Source organism: Sphingomonas colocasiae, assembly GCF_019880585.1.
Lineage (GTDB): Bacteria > Pseudomonadota > Alphaproteobacteria > Sphingomonadales > Sphingomonadaceae > Sphingobium_A > Sphingobium_A colocasiae.
On sequence record NZ_JAINVV010000003.1, the window covers coordinates 400,792 to 417,615 of the forward strand.

The 16,824-nt window shown below is 65.2% G+C and carries 15 protein-coding genes and 2 pseudogenes; 9 read left to right on the plus strand and 8 right to left on the minus strand.

What is annotated here, in order from left to right:
* The first annotated feature begins 34 nt into the window (after nt 1-34).
* Both K7G82_RS05505 and K7G82_RS05510 read left to right on the plus strand, forming a co-directional pair.
* Nucleotides 35-502 carry an Lrp/AsnC family transcriptional regulator gene (locus tag K7G82_RS05505; protein WP_246623288.1) on the plus strand — a complete coding sequence of 156 codons (468 nt, stop codon included), beginning with the start codon at nt 35-37 and terminating at the stop codon, nt 500-502.
* Between the two features lie 2 nt (nt 503-504).
* Nucleotides 505-996, plus strand: a complete 492-nt coding sequence (locus tag K7G82_RS05510; RefSeq protein WP_222988827.1) for an Lrp/AsnC family transcriptional regulator — start codon at nt 505-507, stop codon at nt 994-996.
* On the opposite strand, the gene K7G82_RS05515 is transcribed toward K7G82_RS05510, so the two are convergent.
* The 3 genes from K7G82_RS05515 to K7G82_RS05525 form a co-directional block, all read right to left on the minus strand.
* Entirely contained in the window at nt 978-1,970 is a 993-nt protein-coding gene (locus tag K7G82_RS05515; RefSeq protein ID WP_246623289.1) for an acyl-CoA dehydrogenase family protein, read from the minus strand. The two genes, K7G82_RS05510 and K7G82_RS05515, sit on opposite strands and share 19 nt — an antisense overlap.
* Nucleotides 1,971-1,972: 2 nt before the next feature.
* Nucleotides 1,973-3,112, minus strand: coding sequence for an acyl-CoA dehydrogenase family protein (locus K7G82_RS05520; RefSeq protein WP_246623290.1), 1,140 nt, complete (start codon nt 3,110-3,112; stop codon nt 1,973-1,975).
* Between the two features lie 102 nt (nt 3,113-3,214).
* Complete coding sequence (locus K7G82_RS05525) at nt 3,215-4,090, minus strand: LysR family transcriptional regulator (protein WP_222988828.1); 876 nt, start codon at nt 4,088-4,090, stop codon at nt 3,215-3,217.
* A gap of 100 nt (nt 4,091-4,190) precedes the next feature.
* Here K7G82_RS05525 and K7G82_RS05530 point away from each other — a divergent pair, with 100 nt between their 5' ends.
* Nucleotides 4,191-4,985: a crotonase/enoyl-CoA hydratase family protein gene (locus K7G82_RS05530; RefSeq protein WP_222988829.1), complete on the plus strand. Its 795-nt coding sequence runs from the start codon at nt 4,191-4,193 to the stop codon at nt 4,983-4,985.
* Between the two features lie 20 nt (nt 4,986-5,005).
* On the opposite strand, the gene K7G82_RS05535 is transcribed toward K7G82_RS05530, so the two are convergent.
* Nucleotides 5,006-6,664: an FAD-binding protein gene (locus K7G82_RS05535; protein ID WP_222988830.1), complete on the minus strand. Its 1,659-nt coding sequence runs from the start codon at nt 6,662-6,664 to the stop codon at nt 5,006-5,008.
* 14 nt (nt 6,665-6,678) lie between these two features.
* Complete coding sequence (locus tag K7G82_RS05540) at nt 6,679-9,003, minus strand: TonB-dependent receptor (protein ID WP_222988831.1); 2,325 nt, start codon at nt 9,001-9,003, stop codon at nt 6,679-6,681.
* A gap of 391 nt (nt 9,004-9,394) precedes the next feature.
* On the opposite strand from K7G82_RS05540, the gene K7G82_RS05545 reads away from it, so the two are divergent.
* From K7G82_RS05545 to K7G82_RS05565, 6 genes and pseudogenes are all read left to right on the plus strand, one after another.
* Nucleotides 9,395-10,156 carry an EthD domain-containing protein gene (locus tag K7G82_RS05545; RefSeq protein WP_222988832.1) on the plus strand — a complete coding sequence of 254 codons (762 nt, stop codon included), beginning with the start codon at nt 9,395-9,397 and terminating at the stop codon, nt 10,154-10,156.
* Nucleotides 10,157-10,297: 141 nt separating this feature from the next.
* Nucleotides 10,298-11,752 (plus strand): OB-fold domain-containing protein, encoded by a 1,455-nt coding sequence (locus tag K7G82_RS05550; protein WP_222988833.1) that lies wholly within the window; start codon nt 10,298-10,300, stop codon nt 11,750-11,752.
* Complete coding sequence (locus tag K7G82_RS05555) at nt 11,753-12,958, plus strand: acetyl-CoA acetyltransferase (protein ID WP_222988834.1); 1,206 nt, start codon at nt 11,753-11,755, stop codon at nt 12,956-12,958. It abuts the gene before it with no gap.
* A 33-nt stretch (nt 12,959-12,991) separates the two neighbouring features.
* Nucleotides 12,992-13,765, plus strand: coding sequence for an SDR family NAD(P)-dependent oxidoreductase (locus K7G82_RS05560; RefSeq protein ID WP_222988835.1), 774 nt, complete (start codon nt 12,992-12,994; stop codon nt 13,763-13,765).
* Nucleotides 13,766-14,442: 677 nt separating this feature from the next.
* Nucleotides 14,443-14,538, plus strand: a pseudogene (locus tag K7G82_RS30280) (IS5/IS1182 family transposase); the annotation flags it as partial.
* A pseudogene (locus tag K7G82_RS05565) lies at nt 14,533-14,682 on the plus strand (transposase); the annotation flags it as partial. The pseudogenes K7G82_RS30280 and K7G82_RS05565, both read left to right, overlap by 6 nt.
* A 39-nt stretch (nt 14,683-14,721) precedes the next feature.
* On the opposite strand, the gene K7G82_RS05570 reads toward K7G82_RS05565, so the two are convergent.
* The 3 genes from K7G82_RS05570 to K7G82_RS05580 are packed head-to-tail and all read right to left on the minus strand — an operon-like array spanning nt 14,722 to nt 16,822.
* Complete coding sequence (locus K7G82_RS05570) at nt 14,722-15,201, minus strand: hotdog family protein (protein WP_222988836.1); 480 nt, start codon at nt 15,199-15,201, stop codon at nt 14,722-14,724.
* Nucleotides 15,198-15,713 (minus strand): FAS1-like dehydratase domain-containing protein, encoded by a 516-nt coding sequence (locus K7G82_RS05575; protein WP_246623292.1) that lies wholly within the window; start codon nt 15,711-15,713, stop codon nt 15,198-15,200. Before K7G82_RS05575 ends, K7G82_RS05570 begins: the two co-directional genes overlap by 4 nt.
* Nucleotides 15,714-15,721: 8 nt before the next feature.
* Nucleotides 15,722-16,822 carry an acyl-CoA dehydrogenase family protein gene (locus tag K7G82_RS05580; RefSeq protein WP_222988838.1) on the minus strand — a complete coding sequence of 367 codons (1,101 nt, stop codon included), beginning with the start codon at nt 16,820-16,822 and terminating at the stop codon, nt 15,722-15,724.
* Nucleotides 16,823-16,824: the final 2 nt, after the last annotated feature.

Consider the following 16,824-nt stretch of genomic DNA (forward strand, 5'->3'; position numbering starts at 1 on the left):
GTATCGCGACGTCGCGCGGATGAAGGGCAGTCAATTGAGCATCAGTTTCGACGCGACCGATCACGCCATCGTCGAACAGTTGCGCAGCAACGGCCGCGCGACCAATCAGCAGATCGCGGAAGCCCTGGGGCTGACCGCCACGACCGTATCGACGCGCATCCGGCGGATGGAGGAAGCGAACCAGCTGCGCGTCGTCGCCGAATCCGACTTTTCGGCGCATGGCTATGATCTGCTGCTGCGGGTGACCATCGAGGTGGAGGGGCGGCCGGCATCGGATGTCGCACGCGAACTCGCAGCGCTGCCGGAAGTCTTCGCGGCGCATCTGGTGACGGGCAGCTACGATATCGACCTGCTGGTCGCGCTGCACGAGATCGACGAACTCGGGCCGTTCCTGCTCGACAGGATCGGCGCGATCCGGGGCATCCGCTGCGTCACGCCATCCACCATCGTCGACATCGTCAAATATCAGTTCGACGTCGTGCCCATCGAGCCGGAGGCCTGACCATGGCGACGGCCAAGCTCGACGAACTCGACCGGCGACTGATCGACCTGCTCTCGCAGGATGCGCGCGTGTCGAACCGCGCCATCGCCGCTCAGCTCGGCGTCACCGAAGGCACGGTGAGGGGCCGCATCAAAAGGCTGCAGAGCGAACGGCTGATCGCCTTCACGGCGATCACGGGGCTCGCGATGGCGCGCAAATCGCGCCTGGCCTTCATCAATATCGAGGCGGAAACCGGATCGGTCCGCGCCGTGATGGGCGCGCTTTCGCGTCTTCCGGAGGTCGACGGGGTGATGGCGACGACCGGCCGGTTCAACATTCTGGCTTTGTGCCTGTTCGACGAACTGGAGATGCTCGCCGACATCGCCTCCGAACGCATCAGGGTGTTACCCGGCGTCCGCCATGTCGAGACCGCGATCGCGATCAAGACATTCAAATATAATGCGCGGCTGGTGAAGATCACCCAACCGCCCGAAGCTCAGAGCGAAGAATCCTGACCAGCATCCTGCCACGCCCGGACGAAATCGACCGAGCCCATCTCCACCGCCAGCCGCAACGCGCCGAGCCGACGATTCCAAAAGGTCTCCGCGCCATCGGCCAGCCGCCATTCGTGCAGCCGGCGCGTGAAGAGCTGCAGATCATGCTCCTCGCTGATGCCGATCGCGCCGAACACGGCATGGGCGGTGGCGGTGATCCGGGCAGCGGCGGCGCTCGCGACCGACTTGGCGGTGGCCGCCGCCGCCGGTGAAGGCGGCAAGCCCCCCGCGCAGCCGAGCTGCGACGCGATGCGCGCGGCGACCATGTCCTCCGCCATCACCGCCAGAGTCTGCTGAAGCGCCTGTTGCCGTCCGATCGGCTTGCCGAACTGGATACGTTCATTGGCATAGGCCGTCGCCATGCCCGTCAGCCGCGCCGCTGCGCCGGCGATCCGGGCGGCGTTGAGGATCGCGCCGAGCGAACGCAGCCCGCCCGCCGGCGCGGCACCGATCGCGGCGCGCGTGGGGCCGCTCCATGAGACGCGCGCCGCAAGACTGCCGTTCACGCCCGTCGGCGCGGGCGCCATCGACGCCGTTTCGACCAGATGAAGCGCGCCATCGGCCTCGACCAGCGCATGGCGGGCGAGCAGGCCGCCGGATATGACGCATTCGGCGCCCGTCCTGGCTTCGGCAAGGAAGATCGGTCCGTCGGGCAGATCGGCGCCCGCCATCGCCAGCAGATAACGGGCGATCATCGTCTCGCCGATCGGCAGCGGCACCGCATGACGGCCGAGCGCCAGCCAGAGCGGATGGACCTGCGCCGGAGACAGCCCCGCCCCGCCCCGATCCTCGGGCACCAGCGCATCGAGAAAGCCCGAGGCGGCGACCACATCCCAAAGCGATGCCGCATCCATTCCATGTTCGACGGCGCGGACCAGCGCCGGGGTCGCGATCGTCTCGATCATGCGCTCGAAAGGTTCGATAAACTCGTTCATGCCTATCTCAGCCCCATGCCGCGCGCGATGATGCCGCGCAGGATCTCACGCGTGCCGCCGCGCAGCGAAAAGCTCGGCGCGATATGGGTGACGTACATTAGCGTCCGATAAAGTTCGGCATCGACCGGTTCGTCGGGATGCGCGGCGAGATCGTCACCGATCGCGATCGGCAATTGCTGTTCGAGGCTCGTGCCCAGATCCTTGACCAGCGCCGCCTCCACCGCCGGGCTTTCGCCCGCCGCGAGCTGTGCGGTGCAGGCGATCGACATGGCGCGCAGCACGCCCATGCGGGCGGTGAAATCGCCGACCAGCGCCGCTGTCGCGGGATCGGCCCGGCCGGACGCCTGGAGATGGCGGATCCACGCGTCGAGCAGCACGACGCTGGAATAGATGCGTTCTGGGCCGCTGCGCTCGAACGCCAGTTCGGCGGTCACCTGTTTCCAGCCCTCGCCCTCGCGCCCGATCAGCGCATCGGCGGGCAGCTCGACATCCTCGAAAAACACCTCGCAGAAATGCGCGCCGCCGGTCAGGTCGACGATCGGGCGGACGGTGACGCCCGGCGCCTTCAGATCGATGATCATCTGCGACAGGCCGGCATGCCTGTCCTCCGCGCTGCCCGATGTGCGCAGCAGCGCGATCATGTGATCGCTGTGCTGGGCATTGGTCGTCCAGATCTTCTGGCCGTTGACACGCCAGCCGCTCCCCGTGCGTTCGGCGCGCGTACGCACGCTCGCCAGGTCCGATCCCGATCCCGGCTCGCTCATCCCAATGCAGAAGATCAGTTCGCCACGGCAGATGCCCGGCAGGTAGCGATTGCGCTGCGCTTCGGTGCCGAAGTTCAGGATCAGCGGCGCGGTCTGGCGTTCGGTGATCCAGTGCGCGGCGACCGGTGCGCCCGCCGACAGCAATTCCTCGACAACGATGAAGCGCGCGAATGCGCCGCGTTCGCCGCCGCCATAGCGCTTGGGCAGGGTCAGCCCGAGGAAGCCGGCGGCGCCGAGTTCGCGGCTGAACGCCGCATCGAAGCCCAGCCAGGATCGCGCACGGATATCGGCGGGCGTGCCGGCGATCGCACGCTCGATCAACGCGCGAATAGCCGGGCGGATCGCCTCGTCCGCCGCCGGCAGCGCCGCAAGGGTCAATGTCTCGAACAGCGCTCCGCCTCCCCTTTGTCCGTCCGCCTGCCGACATGCAGCGCAATGACGGGTGCGATCAAATATTTGTTTGCGCGGATCCGATACCGATCATGTATCGCCCGCCGCACAGGCCGTCGCGACGAAGTTGCGCGCCAGCCCCCCGGCATCGCGCCGCGCCGCGACCCCCATTTCGACATGGATCGGATCGGTGAGCGGCATCAGCCGCACGCCTTCGGGCACGGTCCCCGCCATCGCCGAGGGAACGAGCGCGATACCCAGTCCCGACTGGACCAGGCTCAGGATCGTCTGCACCTGCGTCGCTTCCTGCGCGATGCGCGGCGTGAAACCGGCCTGCCGACAGGCGAGCAGCACCATCGAGCGCAACACGCTGACCGCGCCGTGCAGCACCAGCGGCTCCCCCGCCAGATCGGCAAGCGCCAGTTCGTGGTCGCCCGCCAGCGCGTGGTTGGCGGGCAGCGCGACGACCAGCCGGTCGCGCTCGATCACCGCCACCTCGAAATCGCCCGGATCCATCAAAGGCAGCCGCACCAGCCCGACATCGAGTTGCCGCGCCGCAAGCGCCGCGCAGATCGAGACGCTCGTCATTTCCTCCAGCCGCAGATCCACTTCGGGATAGCGCGCCCGGAAGGCAGGCAGGATGCGCGGCAGCGCGGCGTTGATCGCGGAACCGACGAAACCCACAGAGATCAGGCCGCGTTCGCCCTGTTGCCCCTGTTGCGCGATGCTGCGGAACAGGGCCGCCTGTTCAAGCGTCGCGCGCGCGGCGGGCAAGGCGGCGCGGCCCGCATCGGTCAGGCGCACGCCCCGGCTTTCGCGATCGAACAGGCGCGTGCCCAATTCCTCCTCCAGCCGGCGGATGGCGACGGTCAGCGGCGGCTGCGAGATATGGAGCCGCTCGGCCGCGCGGTGGAAATTGAGCGTTTCGGCGAGCGTCGCGAAATAGCGCAACTGGCGAAGGTCCATCGATAGTCACCGCATATCGCGTGTCGGGAAATCAATATTGGTCAAGGCGCGCGACCCCATCTAGGGATTGGACCTTCCTGGTTCCGGAGCCCGTGCGCATATGAATCCCTTCCTTCTCGTCGAACGCGATGGCCCGGTGGTGATCGCCACGCTCAACCGCCCGGAGGAGCGCAACGCGATCTCCGAAACCGCGCATAGCGACGAGATCGCCGCCTTTTGCGCGGAGATGACGCGCGACGCGACGGTGCGCGCCATCATCCTGACCGGCAGCGGCAAGGCATTCTGCGCGGGCGGGAACGTCAAGCATATGCGCGAGAAGATCGGCATGTTCGGCGGATCGCCCTATACCATCCGCAACAATTACCGCACCGGCATCCAGACGATCCCGGCGGCACTTTACGAACTGGAAGTGCCGGTGATCGCGGCGATCAACGGCCCGGCGATCGGCGCCGGGCTCGACCTGGCCTGCATGTGCGACATCCGGATCGCGGCCGATACCGCGCTGTTCGCCGAAAGCTTCGTGAAGCTCGGCCTGATCCCCGGCGACGGCGGGGCGTGGCTGCTGCCGCGCGTGATCGGCATGCCGCGCGCGACGCAGATGACGCTGACCGGCGAGACGATCGATGCCGCGAAAGCGCTCGAATACGGCCTTGTGACCGAAATGCTGGCGCCGGAAAAACTGATGGACCGCGCGCGCACGATCGCCGCGAGCATCGCCGCCAATCCGGGCCATTCCACCCGGATGGCAAAGCGACTGCTGCGCGAGGGGCAGGACATGAAACTCGGCCCGCTGCTCGAACTGTCGGCCGCCTATCAGGCGCTGGCGCACCACACCGCCGAGCATGAGGAAATGATCGCCGCATTCGTCGAGAAGCGCGCACCGAAACCCTTCTGATCGGGGCCGCCGGGCGGCCGTCACCCGGCGGCGGCCCGGCCGGCGATACGGCCCGAATAGACGCAGTCGGCGAGCGATATGCCGCTGACATAGCGATGCGAAGAGATGCCCTTCGCGGTCTTGCCGGCGGCGAACAGCTTCGGGATCGGCTGCCCCGCCCCGTCCAGCGCCTGGCCCGTCGCCTCGTCGACAACGATGCCGCCCAGCGAGATCGAGGGGCACAGATAGCGCTTGTTATGGATCGAGATATCGATCGCATAAAATGGCGGCTCGACGATCCGGCCGATGAAATCGGGATGCTTGCGGAATTTCGGCGCCTCCAGCCCGGCCGAGGCGCGATTGTAATGATCGACCTCCGCCCGCAGCGTGGCGGGATCCATGCCGCATTTGCCGGCAAGCGCCTCGATCGATCCGGCCTTTGTCGAGCTGAGCAGAAGCCCCATCAAGGCCGGTGCCCCCTGGAGACGGAACAGCTTCCGCCGGCCCGGCATCGCTTCGCGGAACGCCTGCCGCCTCAAGCGACTGTCGAGAATGATATAGGCAACGCCGCCATGGTCCTCCCCGATATGGTGACCGATCTTGCCGCCATAGCAATCCTCCGACACGAAGCGCTCGCCGCGACCGTTGACGACGATCCCGCGTGCAAGGGAGGCCGGCGGATTGAACTGCCGCCACGCGGAAATCATCTCCAGCCCGTCCACCCTGGCCCCCACCGACTGGCCGAGCCGGATGCCCGATCCGTCGCAGCCGATGCTGCCCAGTGGAATGGCGCCGAGATATTTGGGCGCGTGATGCGCGACCATCCTGCGGTTGTGAATATAGCCGCCCGCCGAAAGGATCACCGCCTTGCCGATCCCGATCGATTTCGTCCGGCCGTCACCATCCGAGATCGCGTTCGCCTTGCGGACCAGCTTCTGCGCGATCGCGGGAAACAGCAATGTCGACGCCTTGGCAAAGTCCGCGCCGATCTTGCGCAGCGCCGATGCGCCACGCGATCCCGTGTCGACATGCTGGATCTCCACCCCCGCGATCTCGCCATCGGCGGACAGGATGAAGCGCCGGGCCTCGCTGTAGCTGTAGAGTTTCAGGCCCATGGCGAGCGCCGATCGCAGCAGCGGATCGAACAGGCGATGCCCGGTCAGCCCGTCCCCCACCGCACGATGGCCGCGCGGCGCGGGCCTGGCGTGATCGGCGTAATCGGCCTGCGCCTCGTTCCCCGAATAATAGAGGAAATACCCCTTGCCGGGATAGGATGTCTTCACCGGAGAGACGGTGCTGCCGAACCGGACGCCATGCGCCGCCAGCCAGTCCATGTTCGCGCTGCTGGTGCGGCAGAAATCGAGCAGCGTCTCGTCACGAACCGCGTCGGCCACTTCGAGCTTCAGATAATCGTACATGGCCTGCACCGTGTCTTCGATGCCGGCTTCCTGCTGGTAACGCGTCCCGCCGCCGCCATAATAGACGCCGCCCGACATGCGGGTGGCGCCACCGCCCTCGAACCTGTCGATGGCGATGACGCTGGCCCCCTGATGCAAGGCTTCGAGCGCCGCGCAGATCCCCGCGCCCCCCAGGCCGACAATCACGACATCGGCGCTATCGTTCCACCGCATATCATCGGGCGCGTCGAGCCTGACGGGCGCCCCTATCCGGGAGTTCCAATTGGGATCATCCGCATTCATTGGCGCTTCCCGCCTCAGAAATTATAGCGCGCCTGCACGCCCAGCTGGCGCCCGCGCATGATCACGCGCGTATAGGATCCCGACGAGGCCACGACATCGGTGGCCGATCCCATGATCTTCGTGTTCGTCACATTCTTGCCGACAAAGGCGATTTCCCATTTCTCGTCGATCTCGCCGATGCCCAGGCGCAGGTCGAGCTGCTGCCAGGCGCGCTGGCGGGTCGCCGGATCCTTGTCGGCGGCCACGTCGTAGGAACTGGAGAAAGCGAGGATCGCATCGGCGCGCACCCGCAGCGTGCTGCCGATCGGCTGGTTATAGCCGGCCCGGACATTGCCCGACCATTTGGGCGCGAACGGCGGCGCGCGGCCGGTGAGGTTCTGCACGCAGGGCAAGGTGCCATTGGCCTGGGCGATCGCCGCCTGCGCGGCGGTGCAGCCTGCGCCGGCATATTCCTTGTAGGCGGCATCGAGATAGGCGAGGTCCACGCCGAAATCGAAATATTGGCTGGGCTGCCAGCGTAGCTCGGCCTCCGCGCCCTGGGTCTTCAGGCCGCCGACATTGGTGACCTGGATAAAGGCGGAGGTCGGCGTGATCTGCGTCACGCTCTGTTGCAGATCCTTGTAGTCGCTTCGGAACAGCGACAGGTTGACCGCCAGCTTGCGATCGAGCAGCAGCGATTTGACGCCGATTTCATACGCCTTGACGGTTTCGGGGAAGAAGGTCAGACGACCGGGCACACCGGTCAGTTCCACTGCATCGAACCCACCGGCCTTGAAGCCTTCGCTGAACTTCGCGTAGAAGGTCAGGTCTCGATCGACTTTGTACTGCAGGGTGGCGGACGGCAGGAATGCGCCATCCTTCACCGTCGCCCTGGTCGTGTGATCGGCAAAGCCAGTCAGGAAGAAGGCGACCGGCTGCAGCGCCGCGGGCAGCCGCGTCGTCGTCAGGCCGAGCGGATCATTGCCGGTGGCGTTGGTCGCCGACTGGATGCCCTGCTTCTTCGAATGGGTGTAGCGCATGCCCAGGGTCACCGAGAATTGATCGGTGAAGGGATAGGTCACGGCGCCGAAGGCCGAGAGCGCGGTTTCCTTCTGGTTGAGATCGATCACCCCGGCGAGCGGCGCATAGGGTGCAAGCGGCGCCAGCGGGCCCGTCAACAGGACATTGGCGAACGGGAAATTGAGCGTCGTATGGACGTTCGATTCCGAATCCAGAAAATAGCCGCCGAAGATATATTGCAGCTTCGATTGCGCGGGCGAGGTGACGCGCAGTTCGAGCGTCGTCTGTTTCAGATCCTCGGGCGAATTATAGCTGAAGAAATTGGCGGGCACGCCATCGGTATCGGCCGCCACCAGGAAATCATATTTGGAGAAGGAGCCGAGCGCGACGAAGCCGGGGCCGTCGCTATTGTCGCGTTCGATCTTGAGCAGATATTCCGAGGCCTCGATTTCGCCGCGCTCGCCGGGGCCGGAAGCACGCCGGAAATCGAAATCGGCCTCCTGCCCGGTCGCGATGGCATAGGCGCAGGAGAAGGTCGTCGCCGGATTGAAGGGCGCGGGCGGCGGGCAATTGGTGAGCTGCGCCGCGAAGGGCGCCTTGGAATCCTGCTTGCCATATTCGGCCTTGAACGTCGCAGCCCAGTCCGGCGCCATCTGCCAGAGCGCGGAGAAGCGGACGAACTTGTCCTCCACCTTGGGATCGCGTTTTCCGGTGCCAAGATTTTTGACGAAGCCGTTCAGATCGGAATATCGGCCGGCGACGCGCACCGCCAGCGTGCCGGGGATGATCGGCCCGCCCACCGCCGCCTCCACCACCGGTTCGTTGGCGACGAATTCGTAGGATGCCAGGGCATAGCCCTTCCATTCGTCCAGACTGGGCTTGGTCGTGGTGACGCTGAAGGCGCCGCCGATGGCGTTGTTGCCGAAATAGATGGTCTGGGGGCCGCGCAGCACCTCGATCCGCTCGAGATCGACCACCGTCGACTGCGAATAGCGCGAACGCCCGTGATAGACACCGTCGACGAATGTCGCGACAGCCTGTTCGAAGCCGGCATTCGATCCCGATCCGACGCCACGGACATAGATGTTGTTCGAAACCGTGTCCTTCGAGACGAAGACGTTGGGCAGCCCCTTCGCCAGATCCTCGACGCCTGAAATCTGGCGGTCACGCAGTTCGTCGCCCTGCACCGCGATGATCGAAATGGGAACGTCGCGGATCGACTCCTCGCGCTTCTGCGCGGTCACCACAATCTCTTCGACCTGCGCGAATGCGGGCATGGACACGCAGGTCACCGCCCCCAGCGCCACCGACCGCAACAGATGCTTCTTCGCCGACTTCATGCCTCTCTCCCCTCGCACCAGGCCGGCCGTCATCACGGTTCAGCCTGGCTCCTGTTCTGGTTGATGAAGAAAAGCTAGATCGGGAAGCACTGAATTTCAGCTCGCGTTCCGCTCGCTTCCAGCGGACGCCAAAGCGCGATCTCCGGCTTGAAATACCTCCTAACATCTTTGAGTTACGGGAACAATTGCCAACCGCTTCGGGCGGTCGGCGGCGCCGGATACCGGGTGTTCGGAGGACTGGAAACCGGCACGACGGCGCGATTTTCGCGGGAGAAACGCGCCTTCCACACGCCGACGCCGGAGGGCAGAATCCATCGCGAACACGAGTTCAAGATGAGCGATAGCGAGCGCTAGATCGGCGCCCGGATGCAGGATCCGAAAGGGGAGGAAGATGATCAAGCAGATCGCGTTTCTGAAGGCCAGGCCGGCGCTGGAGACCAGCACTTTCATCGACCTGTACGAACGCGAGCATGCGCCGCTGGTCGCATCGCTGCTGCCCTCGCTTTCCGGCTATCGCAGAAGCTATGTGGTGCCCGGCCTGATGGTATCGCGCGCGCATCCAGGCGACGAAAGCTGGAGGCCCGATTACGACGTGGTTACCCAGCTCTGGTTCAGGGACGCGCAGGCGCTGGAGGCCTGCAACACCGCGCTTGCGGACAAGGCGATTTCCGGCGCGATCCGGACGAGCGAAGCGCGGCTGTTCCGGCAGGGGGAAACCAGGATCGCCACCTGCGAGGAGTTCATCACCCCTGCCGATACGCTTCAGCCCCGCCCCGCCGGCCATCACGGCCCGCCCGCGATCAAGCTGCTCGGCACGATCCGGAAACGAAGCGACATGTCGCGCGCGGCCTTTGTCGAACGCTATGAACACGGCCATTGCGCGCTGGCGCTGCGCGTCCTGGCGAAGGACGGCGTACCGATGTTCGCCCGATACCGACGCAGCTTTCCAACCGGCGATCAATCGGATTTCGATGTGCTCACCGAAGTCTGGTTCTGGACGCAGGATCAATATCACCAGTTCCTGGAGATCCATGCGGACGAAAAGGTCGGCGCGGCGATCGCGGCCGACGAGGCGGAACTGTTCGACCGCAATTCGATCACGATGGTGAGCGTCCAAGAGCATATCTCGCCGATCGGCGCTGAACGTCCCTGATTTCCGTGGTTCCGGAGCCGGCGGGTAGATCCACCTGCCCCGGAACCACCCTAAACGAGTTTTACCTGAGGCTTCCCCTTCTTAGGCACGGGATCGCCCCCGCCGCGCACCGGCGGCGGCGGGATCGCAACGGAGGGAAGATTGGGCAACACCGGTATCGCGTCGATCGCCGCCTATCTGCCGCGGCTGCGCCTCGCCCGAAAGGCGATCGCGGATGCGAACAGATGGGCCAACCCGGCGCTTGCTGCGCAGGGCAAGGGCCATCGCACCATCTGCGCGCATGACGAGGACAGCCTGACGATGGCGGTGGAGGCGGGCCGGCGCTGCCTGGGCGACGCGCCCGAGCCCGCTCTCGAGATCATTCAGTTCGCGAGCACCACCCCACCCTTTGCCGACCGCGCGAATTCGGTGATCCTGACCGAAGCGCTGGCGCTGCCGTTCGATCTGCGCTGCGCCGATGTGACGGGTTTTCTGGGATGCGGCGTCACCGCGCTGATCGGCGCGCTGGAGAATGGCCGGCCGGCGCTGACCGTCGCATCGGAGCGGCGCATGGCGCGGATCGCATCGGCGCAGGAACTCGCGCTCGGCCATGCGGCGGCGGCGGTCGTCACCGGCGCCGAAAATCCGATCGCGCGGTTCGTCGCCACGCATTCGACCGCCGTCGATTTCGTCGGCCATTACCGAAGCGCGAAAGCGCCGACCGACTATCTGCTCGAGGAACGCTGGGTGCGCGACGAGGGCGATATGAAGATCGCGCCCCCCGCGATCGAGACGCTGCTGCGCAAGGCGGGTCGCGACGCCGCCGCCATCGATCATGTCGTGATCGCGGGCGTCGGCCGTGCCGCCGCCCGGCAGATCGCCGGCAAATGCGGCTTCGCAGAGAACCGGCTGATCGATCCGCTCGACGCGGCGTGCGGCGACACCGGATCCGCCCATGCCCTGATCATGCTGTGCCATGCGCTGGAACAGGCGGCACCGGGCGAGACCATCCTGCTCGCCAATGTCGCGCAGGGCTGCCAGACATTGCTGTTCGAGACGACCGACGCGATCGCCGACCGGCCCGATATCGACACCGTCCGGGATCAATTGGATGGCGGCGTCGAAGACCTGAACTATCTGCGCTTCCTGTCGTTCAACGAACAGATCGACGTGGATTGGGGCATCCGCGCGGAACGCGACAACCGCACCGCGCTTTCGGCCTTCAATCGCCATCGCAAGACCGCGACCAGCTTCATCGGCGGCCGGTGCGAGGCGTGCGGGACGCGGCAATTCCCGAAGGGACGATGCTGCGTCAATCCGGATTGCCGCCGCTTCGACACCCAGATCGACGAACCGTTCAGCCACAAGATCGGCCGCGTCAAATCCTATACCGAGGACTGGCTGGCCGTCTCCGCCAATCCGCCCTTCATCTACGGCAATGTCGCCTTCGACGATGGCGGCGTGATCATGATGGAATTCACCGATTGCGAGCCCGGCGAACTGAGCGTCGGCACCCCTGTCCGCTTCGTGTTCCGCATCAAGGAGAAGGATCCGAAGCGGAACTTCCACCGCTATTTCTGGAAAGCCGCCCCGGTCGGCATGGCAAAGGTGCGATAAATGGCTGAAGGCATTCGGGACAAGGTCGTCATCCTCGGCATGGGCTGCTCGCGCTTCGGCGAGCGCTGGGATTGCAGCGCCGAGGATCTGATCGCGGAATCCTTTCAGGAGGCGGTGGCGGATGCCGGCATCGATCGCGACCTGATCGAGGCTGCATGGTTCGGCCTGTCGATGGACGAGCAGAATCTCGGCAAGTCGGCGCTGTCGCTGTCGCAGGCGCTGCGGCTGCCGAACATCGCGGCGACACGCGTCGAAAATCTGTGCGCGACGGGATCCGAGGCGCTGCGCGGCGCGGTCTATGCGGTAGCGGCGGGCGCCGTCGACATCGCCATGGCGCTGGGCGTGGAGAAGCTGAAGGACACCGGCTATGGCGGCCTGCCCGAACGCAGCCGGGGCACCTTCAACGATCTGTGGCAGCCCGGCGTCACCGCGCCCGGATCCTTCGCGCAATTCGCCAGCGCCTATGCCGCGCGCCACGATCTGAAGATGGACACGCTGAAGGAAGCGATGGCCCATATATCATGGAAAAGCCATGAGAACGGATCGCGCAATCCCAAGGCGCATCTGCGCAAGCGGATCTCCAAGGACGCGATCCTGAACGCGCCCATGATCGCCTATCCGCTGGGCCTGTTCGATTGCTGCGGCGTCAGCGACGGTTCGGCCTGCGCGATCGTCACCACCCCGGACATGGCGAAACGCCTGGGGAAGACGGGCGAACTCGTCAGCATCAAATCGATGCAGCTCTCGCTCAGCAACGGATCGGAGATGTCGCACAACGACTGGGACGGCAGCTATGCGCACACGACGCGGATCGCCGCGCGCAAGGCCTATCGCGAAGCCGGCATCACCGATCCGGTGCGCGAACTGGACCTGGTCGAGGTGCATGACTGTTTCTCGATCACCGAACTCGTCACCATGGAGGATCTGGGCCTCTCACAACCCGGCGCCGGCTATCGCGACGTGCTGAACGGCAAGTTCGACGCCGATGGCGAGGTGGCGAGCAATATCGACGGCGGGCTGAAATGCTTCGGCCATCCGATCGGCGCGTCGGGCCTGCGCATGGCGTACGAAGCCTATAGCCAGTTGCTGGGGCGCGCGGGTGATCGCCAGCTCATCCGGCCACGCCGGGCGCTGACCCACAATCTCGGCGGTTTTCCCAACAACAATGTATGCAGCATCTCCATCTTCGGACGGCTGGATAGCTGACGCCCCCTTCATCAGAACCGGAACAGCCTCGACATGAAACATCCCGCATCGCTCGAAAACAAGGTCATCATCGTCACCGGCGCCGCCCAAGGCATCGGCAAGGCGCTGACCGAACACGCCGTCGCCATGGGCGCGCGCGTCGCGGCGGTCGACATCAATCGGGACGCGCTGGAAGACGGCCTGTCCGCCCATGGCGACGCATCGGTCCGGTGCTTCGCCGGCGACGTGACCGACGAGGATTTCGTCGCGGATGTCGTACGCCAGACCGTGGCGGAATTCGGCGATCTCAACGGCCTGCTCAACAATGCCGGCATCGTCCGCGCCGCGATGATCACCGACATGAACCGCGCGCAATGGCAGTCTGTGATCGACGTGAACCTGACCGGCGCCTTTGTCTGCCTGCAGGCCGTCGGCCGCCATCTGGTGGGCAAGGCGAAACAGGGCGATCCCAATCCCGGATCGATCGTGAACGTCTCTTCCGATGCCGGCCGGCGCGGCACCTTCGGGCAGATCAATTACGGCGCGGCGAAGTCAGGCGTCATGGGCCTGACGATGAGCGCGGCGCGCGAATGGGGGCGGTTCAACATCAACGTCAACAGCGTCTGCTACGGCCTGGTCGAGACCGCGATGACCGAGACGATCCGCCAGGAGCGTTTTCGCGACCGTTATCTGGAGACCATTCCGCTCGGCCGCTTCTCGACGCCCGAGGAGATCGCGCCCGCCACCTGCTTCTTCCTGTCCGATGCCGCCGCCTATATCACCGGCCAGCATATCGGCATCGATGGCGGCTTCCACATCACGTCCTAAGGACCCGATCGACATTCAGCCAGTACCGGCCTGCAAATGGCGTTTTCTCGCGCTTCCGGTGCTCACGGACCGAAAGTGCGCTGCGCCCCGGGTCACGAAAAAAAGCACCATTTTCGGCTCGGTCTGAACTGAATGTCGATCGGACCTAGGCCGTGAACCCATAATGGCAATGACAGCTATGGGTGGAAGTCGATGGTAGCTTCAGTCCTCGCACCACGCGCCTTCTGAGCCGATCTTCCCACCTTCGATTTTAGCAAAACAGCCGGGATTGTAGTGTTCCGATTGGCAAGACCCATTTGCCAAATCGCCCGGCTTGGGAAGTGGTTTCTCAGGCGGTCCATCGACGCTCATGAGGCACTGCCCCTGACAATCGGCTTTGCCGGAACATGTCTTTCCCCCATCGGCGTAGCGGAACTGGCAGATCGGGAAGCCGAAGGCGCTGCGACTTTCGTAGCCGCCCTGCGCGAGGCAAGACCGCCTTGCCGCAGCTTCCAAGCGCTTAGGCGGACTGCTGCAACTTCCAACAATGAACACTGTGAGTAACACCGCTATCGCCCGAGGCGACCGAGGTAGGTATCCCTGCATCGACCAATCATCTCATGTACAATCAGTGGCCGCAATCGTCGTTAGCCGACTGACCGCTTTCCTATCGTGCTTAGCTCTGATTCAGCGTTGGCATGAGCCGATATGACCTGACCGACTGCGAATGGCGCGTGATCGAGCCATAGTTGCCCGACAAGCCGCGAGGCGTTCCGCACGTAGATGATCGGAAGTGGAAACCCTGCTTCAGCAAACCGCTCTACCGCGAGCACAACCTGATCGAACGATTCTTCTCCAAGCTGAAGCACTTCCGCCGCATCGCCACTCGCTATGCCAAGCTGGCAGCAAACTTCCTTGCCATGGTCCAACTCGCCTCAATGCGCCTGCGGCTGCGCGCTCGTGAGTCTATGGCCCAGTTATTCAGGCGGAAGCCAGCGCTCTGCCTGCCTTTCCCACGGATTGTCGCCGGGGCCGGCCGGCAGCGCATAAAGCGCCTCGCAGCTGGTCATGACCCGGTCCGCGACCGTCATGCCGAGCGTCACCGTCACCGCCGGGCCGCATGGTCCATCGGCGAAAACGGCATCCACGATCCCGCCGATCGTCACGCGATCGCCCGCGAAGATCGACGATGTCATGCTGAACCGCATGCGCGCGATCCGCCCGCGCGGCCCCGACCAGTCACCCAGGAACCGTTCGAACAGCGACGCCTGGAACTGGGTGTTCGCGAAGATGTCGCGCTGGCCGACGGTGCCGACCACATAGCCATGATCATGATGCAGCGGCGAATAGTCGCGGCTGGCGAGCGCCCCGGCGACAATGCGCGTCGCCGTCACATCGAAGGCGAGTTCGGGCATGACCTGTCCGGCCGCGACATCGCCGATCAGCAGCATCTTCATGCCCCTGCCTTCTCGAAGCCGAAAAATTCGTAGCGCTCGACGCCGACAAGGCCCCCGTCATCATCGAGATACTGCATCTCGATCGTCCAGAAACGCCCCAGCCCGAGCCTGGTCTGCTTGGGACCACCCACCTGCCGCAGCACCTGCCTGGTGTGCAGGCGATCGCCGATCCGCACCGGCGCGTGGAAGCTGATGGTGTACGAGACGACGATCGACGCCGGATAGCCGAGCAGATCCTTGAGATCGAAATGCGCCTGGAGGGCCTTGAGCGGCGCCCCCTGCCCCGGCTCCCACACATCGGGCCGTCCCCAGGCGGGCAGCATCGTCGCCGGGCAATAGGCATCGCCGAGCAGTTCGCGGGCCGCCTGATCGTCCCAATGGACCGGATTTCCGCTCTCGACCGCGGCGCACATCGCCCGCACATTCACCGGATTGGCGGCGATGCCCGGGCCGGCCGCATATTGCGGTACGCCGATCAGGCTGAGAACCCGATCGTCCAGAGCGGCCGCCATGCCGCCGCTCATGCGAAAATGTGATCGGAGATACGCGCCTTCAGATCGTCGGCGGTTCCGTACATCAGTTCATGATGCTTGGCGCGCCGGTAGAAAAGCTGGGGATCGCCGTCGATCGAATAGCCGATGCCGCCATGGATCTGGACACTGACCGTCGCCAGCCGCCGCAACAGCGTGGCGGCCTGCAGCTTGGCCATCTGGGCGAGATGGCGCCAGGGCATGTTCCCGTCCTTCGCCCAGGCCGCCTGATAGGCAAGATATCTGATCCCCTCCAGCTCGGTCGCACAGTCCGCCAAGGGATGCGACACCGCCTGGAAATTCGCGATCGGGCGCCCGAACTGCTTGCGCTGATTGGCATAGTCGACGGTCAGCGCGAGCAGCCGGTCCGCGGCGCCGACCGCTTCCGCCGCGACCGCGATCAGCACGTCGCCGAACGCCTCGCTGCCCGGATCCGGCACTTCGGTCGCCGCGAAGATGGCGGCAGCACCGATCCGGACATCGTCGAAGCGGACGGCGAACAATGGCTGCGACGCATGGTTGGATTGCGCGACGATCGAGATGCCCGGCGCATCCGCGGGCACCAGCGCCCATGCGTCACCGTCCGGGCCAGCGCCATGGACAAGGAAGATATCGGCGACGCTGGCGAAGGGCACGAGCAATTTCTCGCCGTTGACGACGCCACGGACGGGATCGATCGCCGTTGCCGGCGCATCGCCGATCAGGTCGTTTTCCTGCCAGGCGGGGATCGCGACCACCTCTCCACGCGCCATGCCGGGCAGCCATTCCCGCTTTGCGGATTCCGATCCGATCCTCGACAGCAGCGACGCGGAAAGCACGCAGCTCGACAGAAAGGGCGAGGACGCCAGCGCGCGGCCGAATTCCTCGAACACCAGGGCCAGATCGAGTGCGCCCATGCCGGCGCCGCCATGATCCGGGTCGATGCGCAGCGCGCAGATGCCGCCGGCGCCGAGTTCATCCCAGAAGGCGCGATCGAACTTGTCGTCCTCGTGCTCCAGCCGGCGGACGGTCTGCGGATCGAACAGGCTCTCGCACATCCGCCGCACCGTGCCGCGCAGCATTTCCTGTTCTTCGGTGAGATCGAGATCCATGA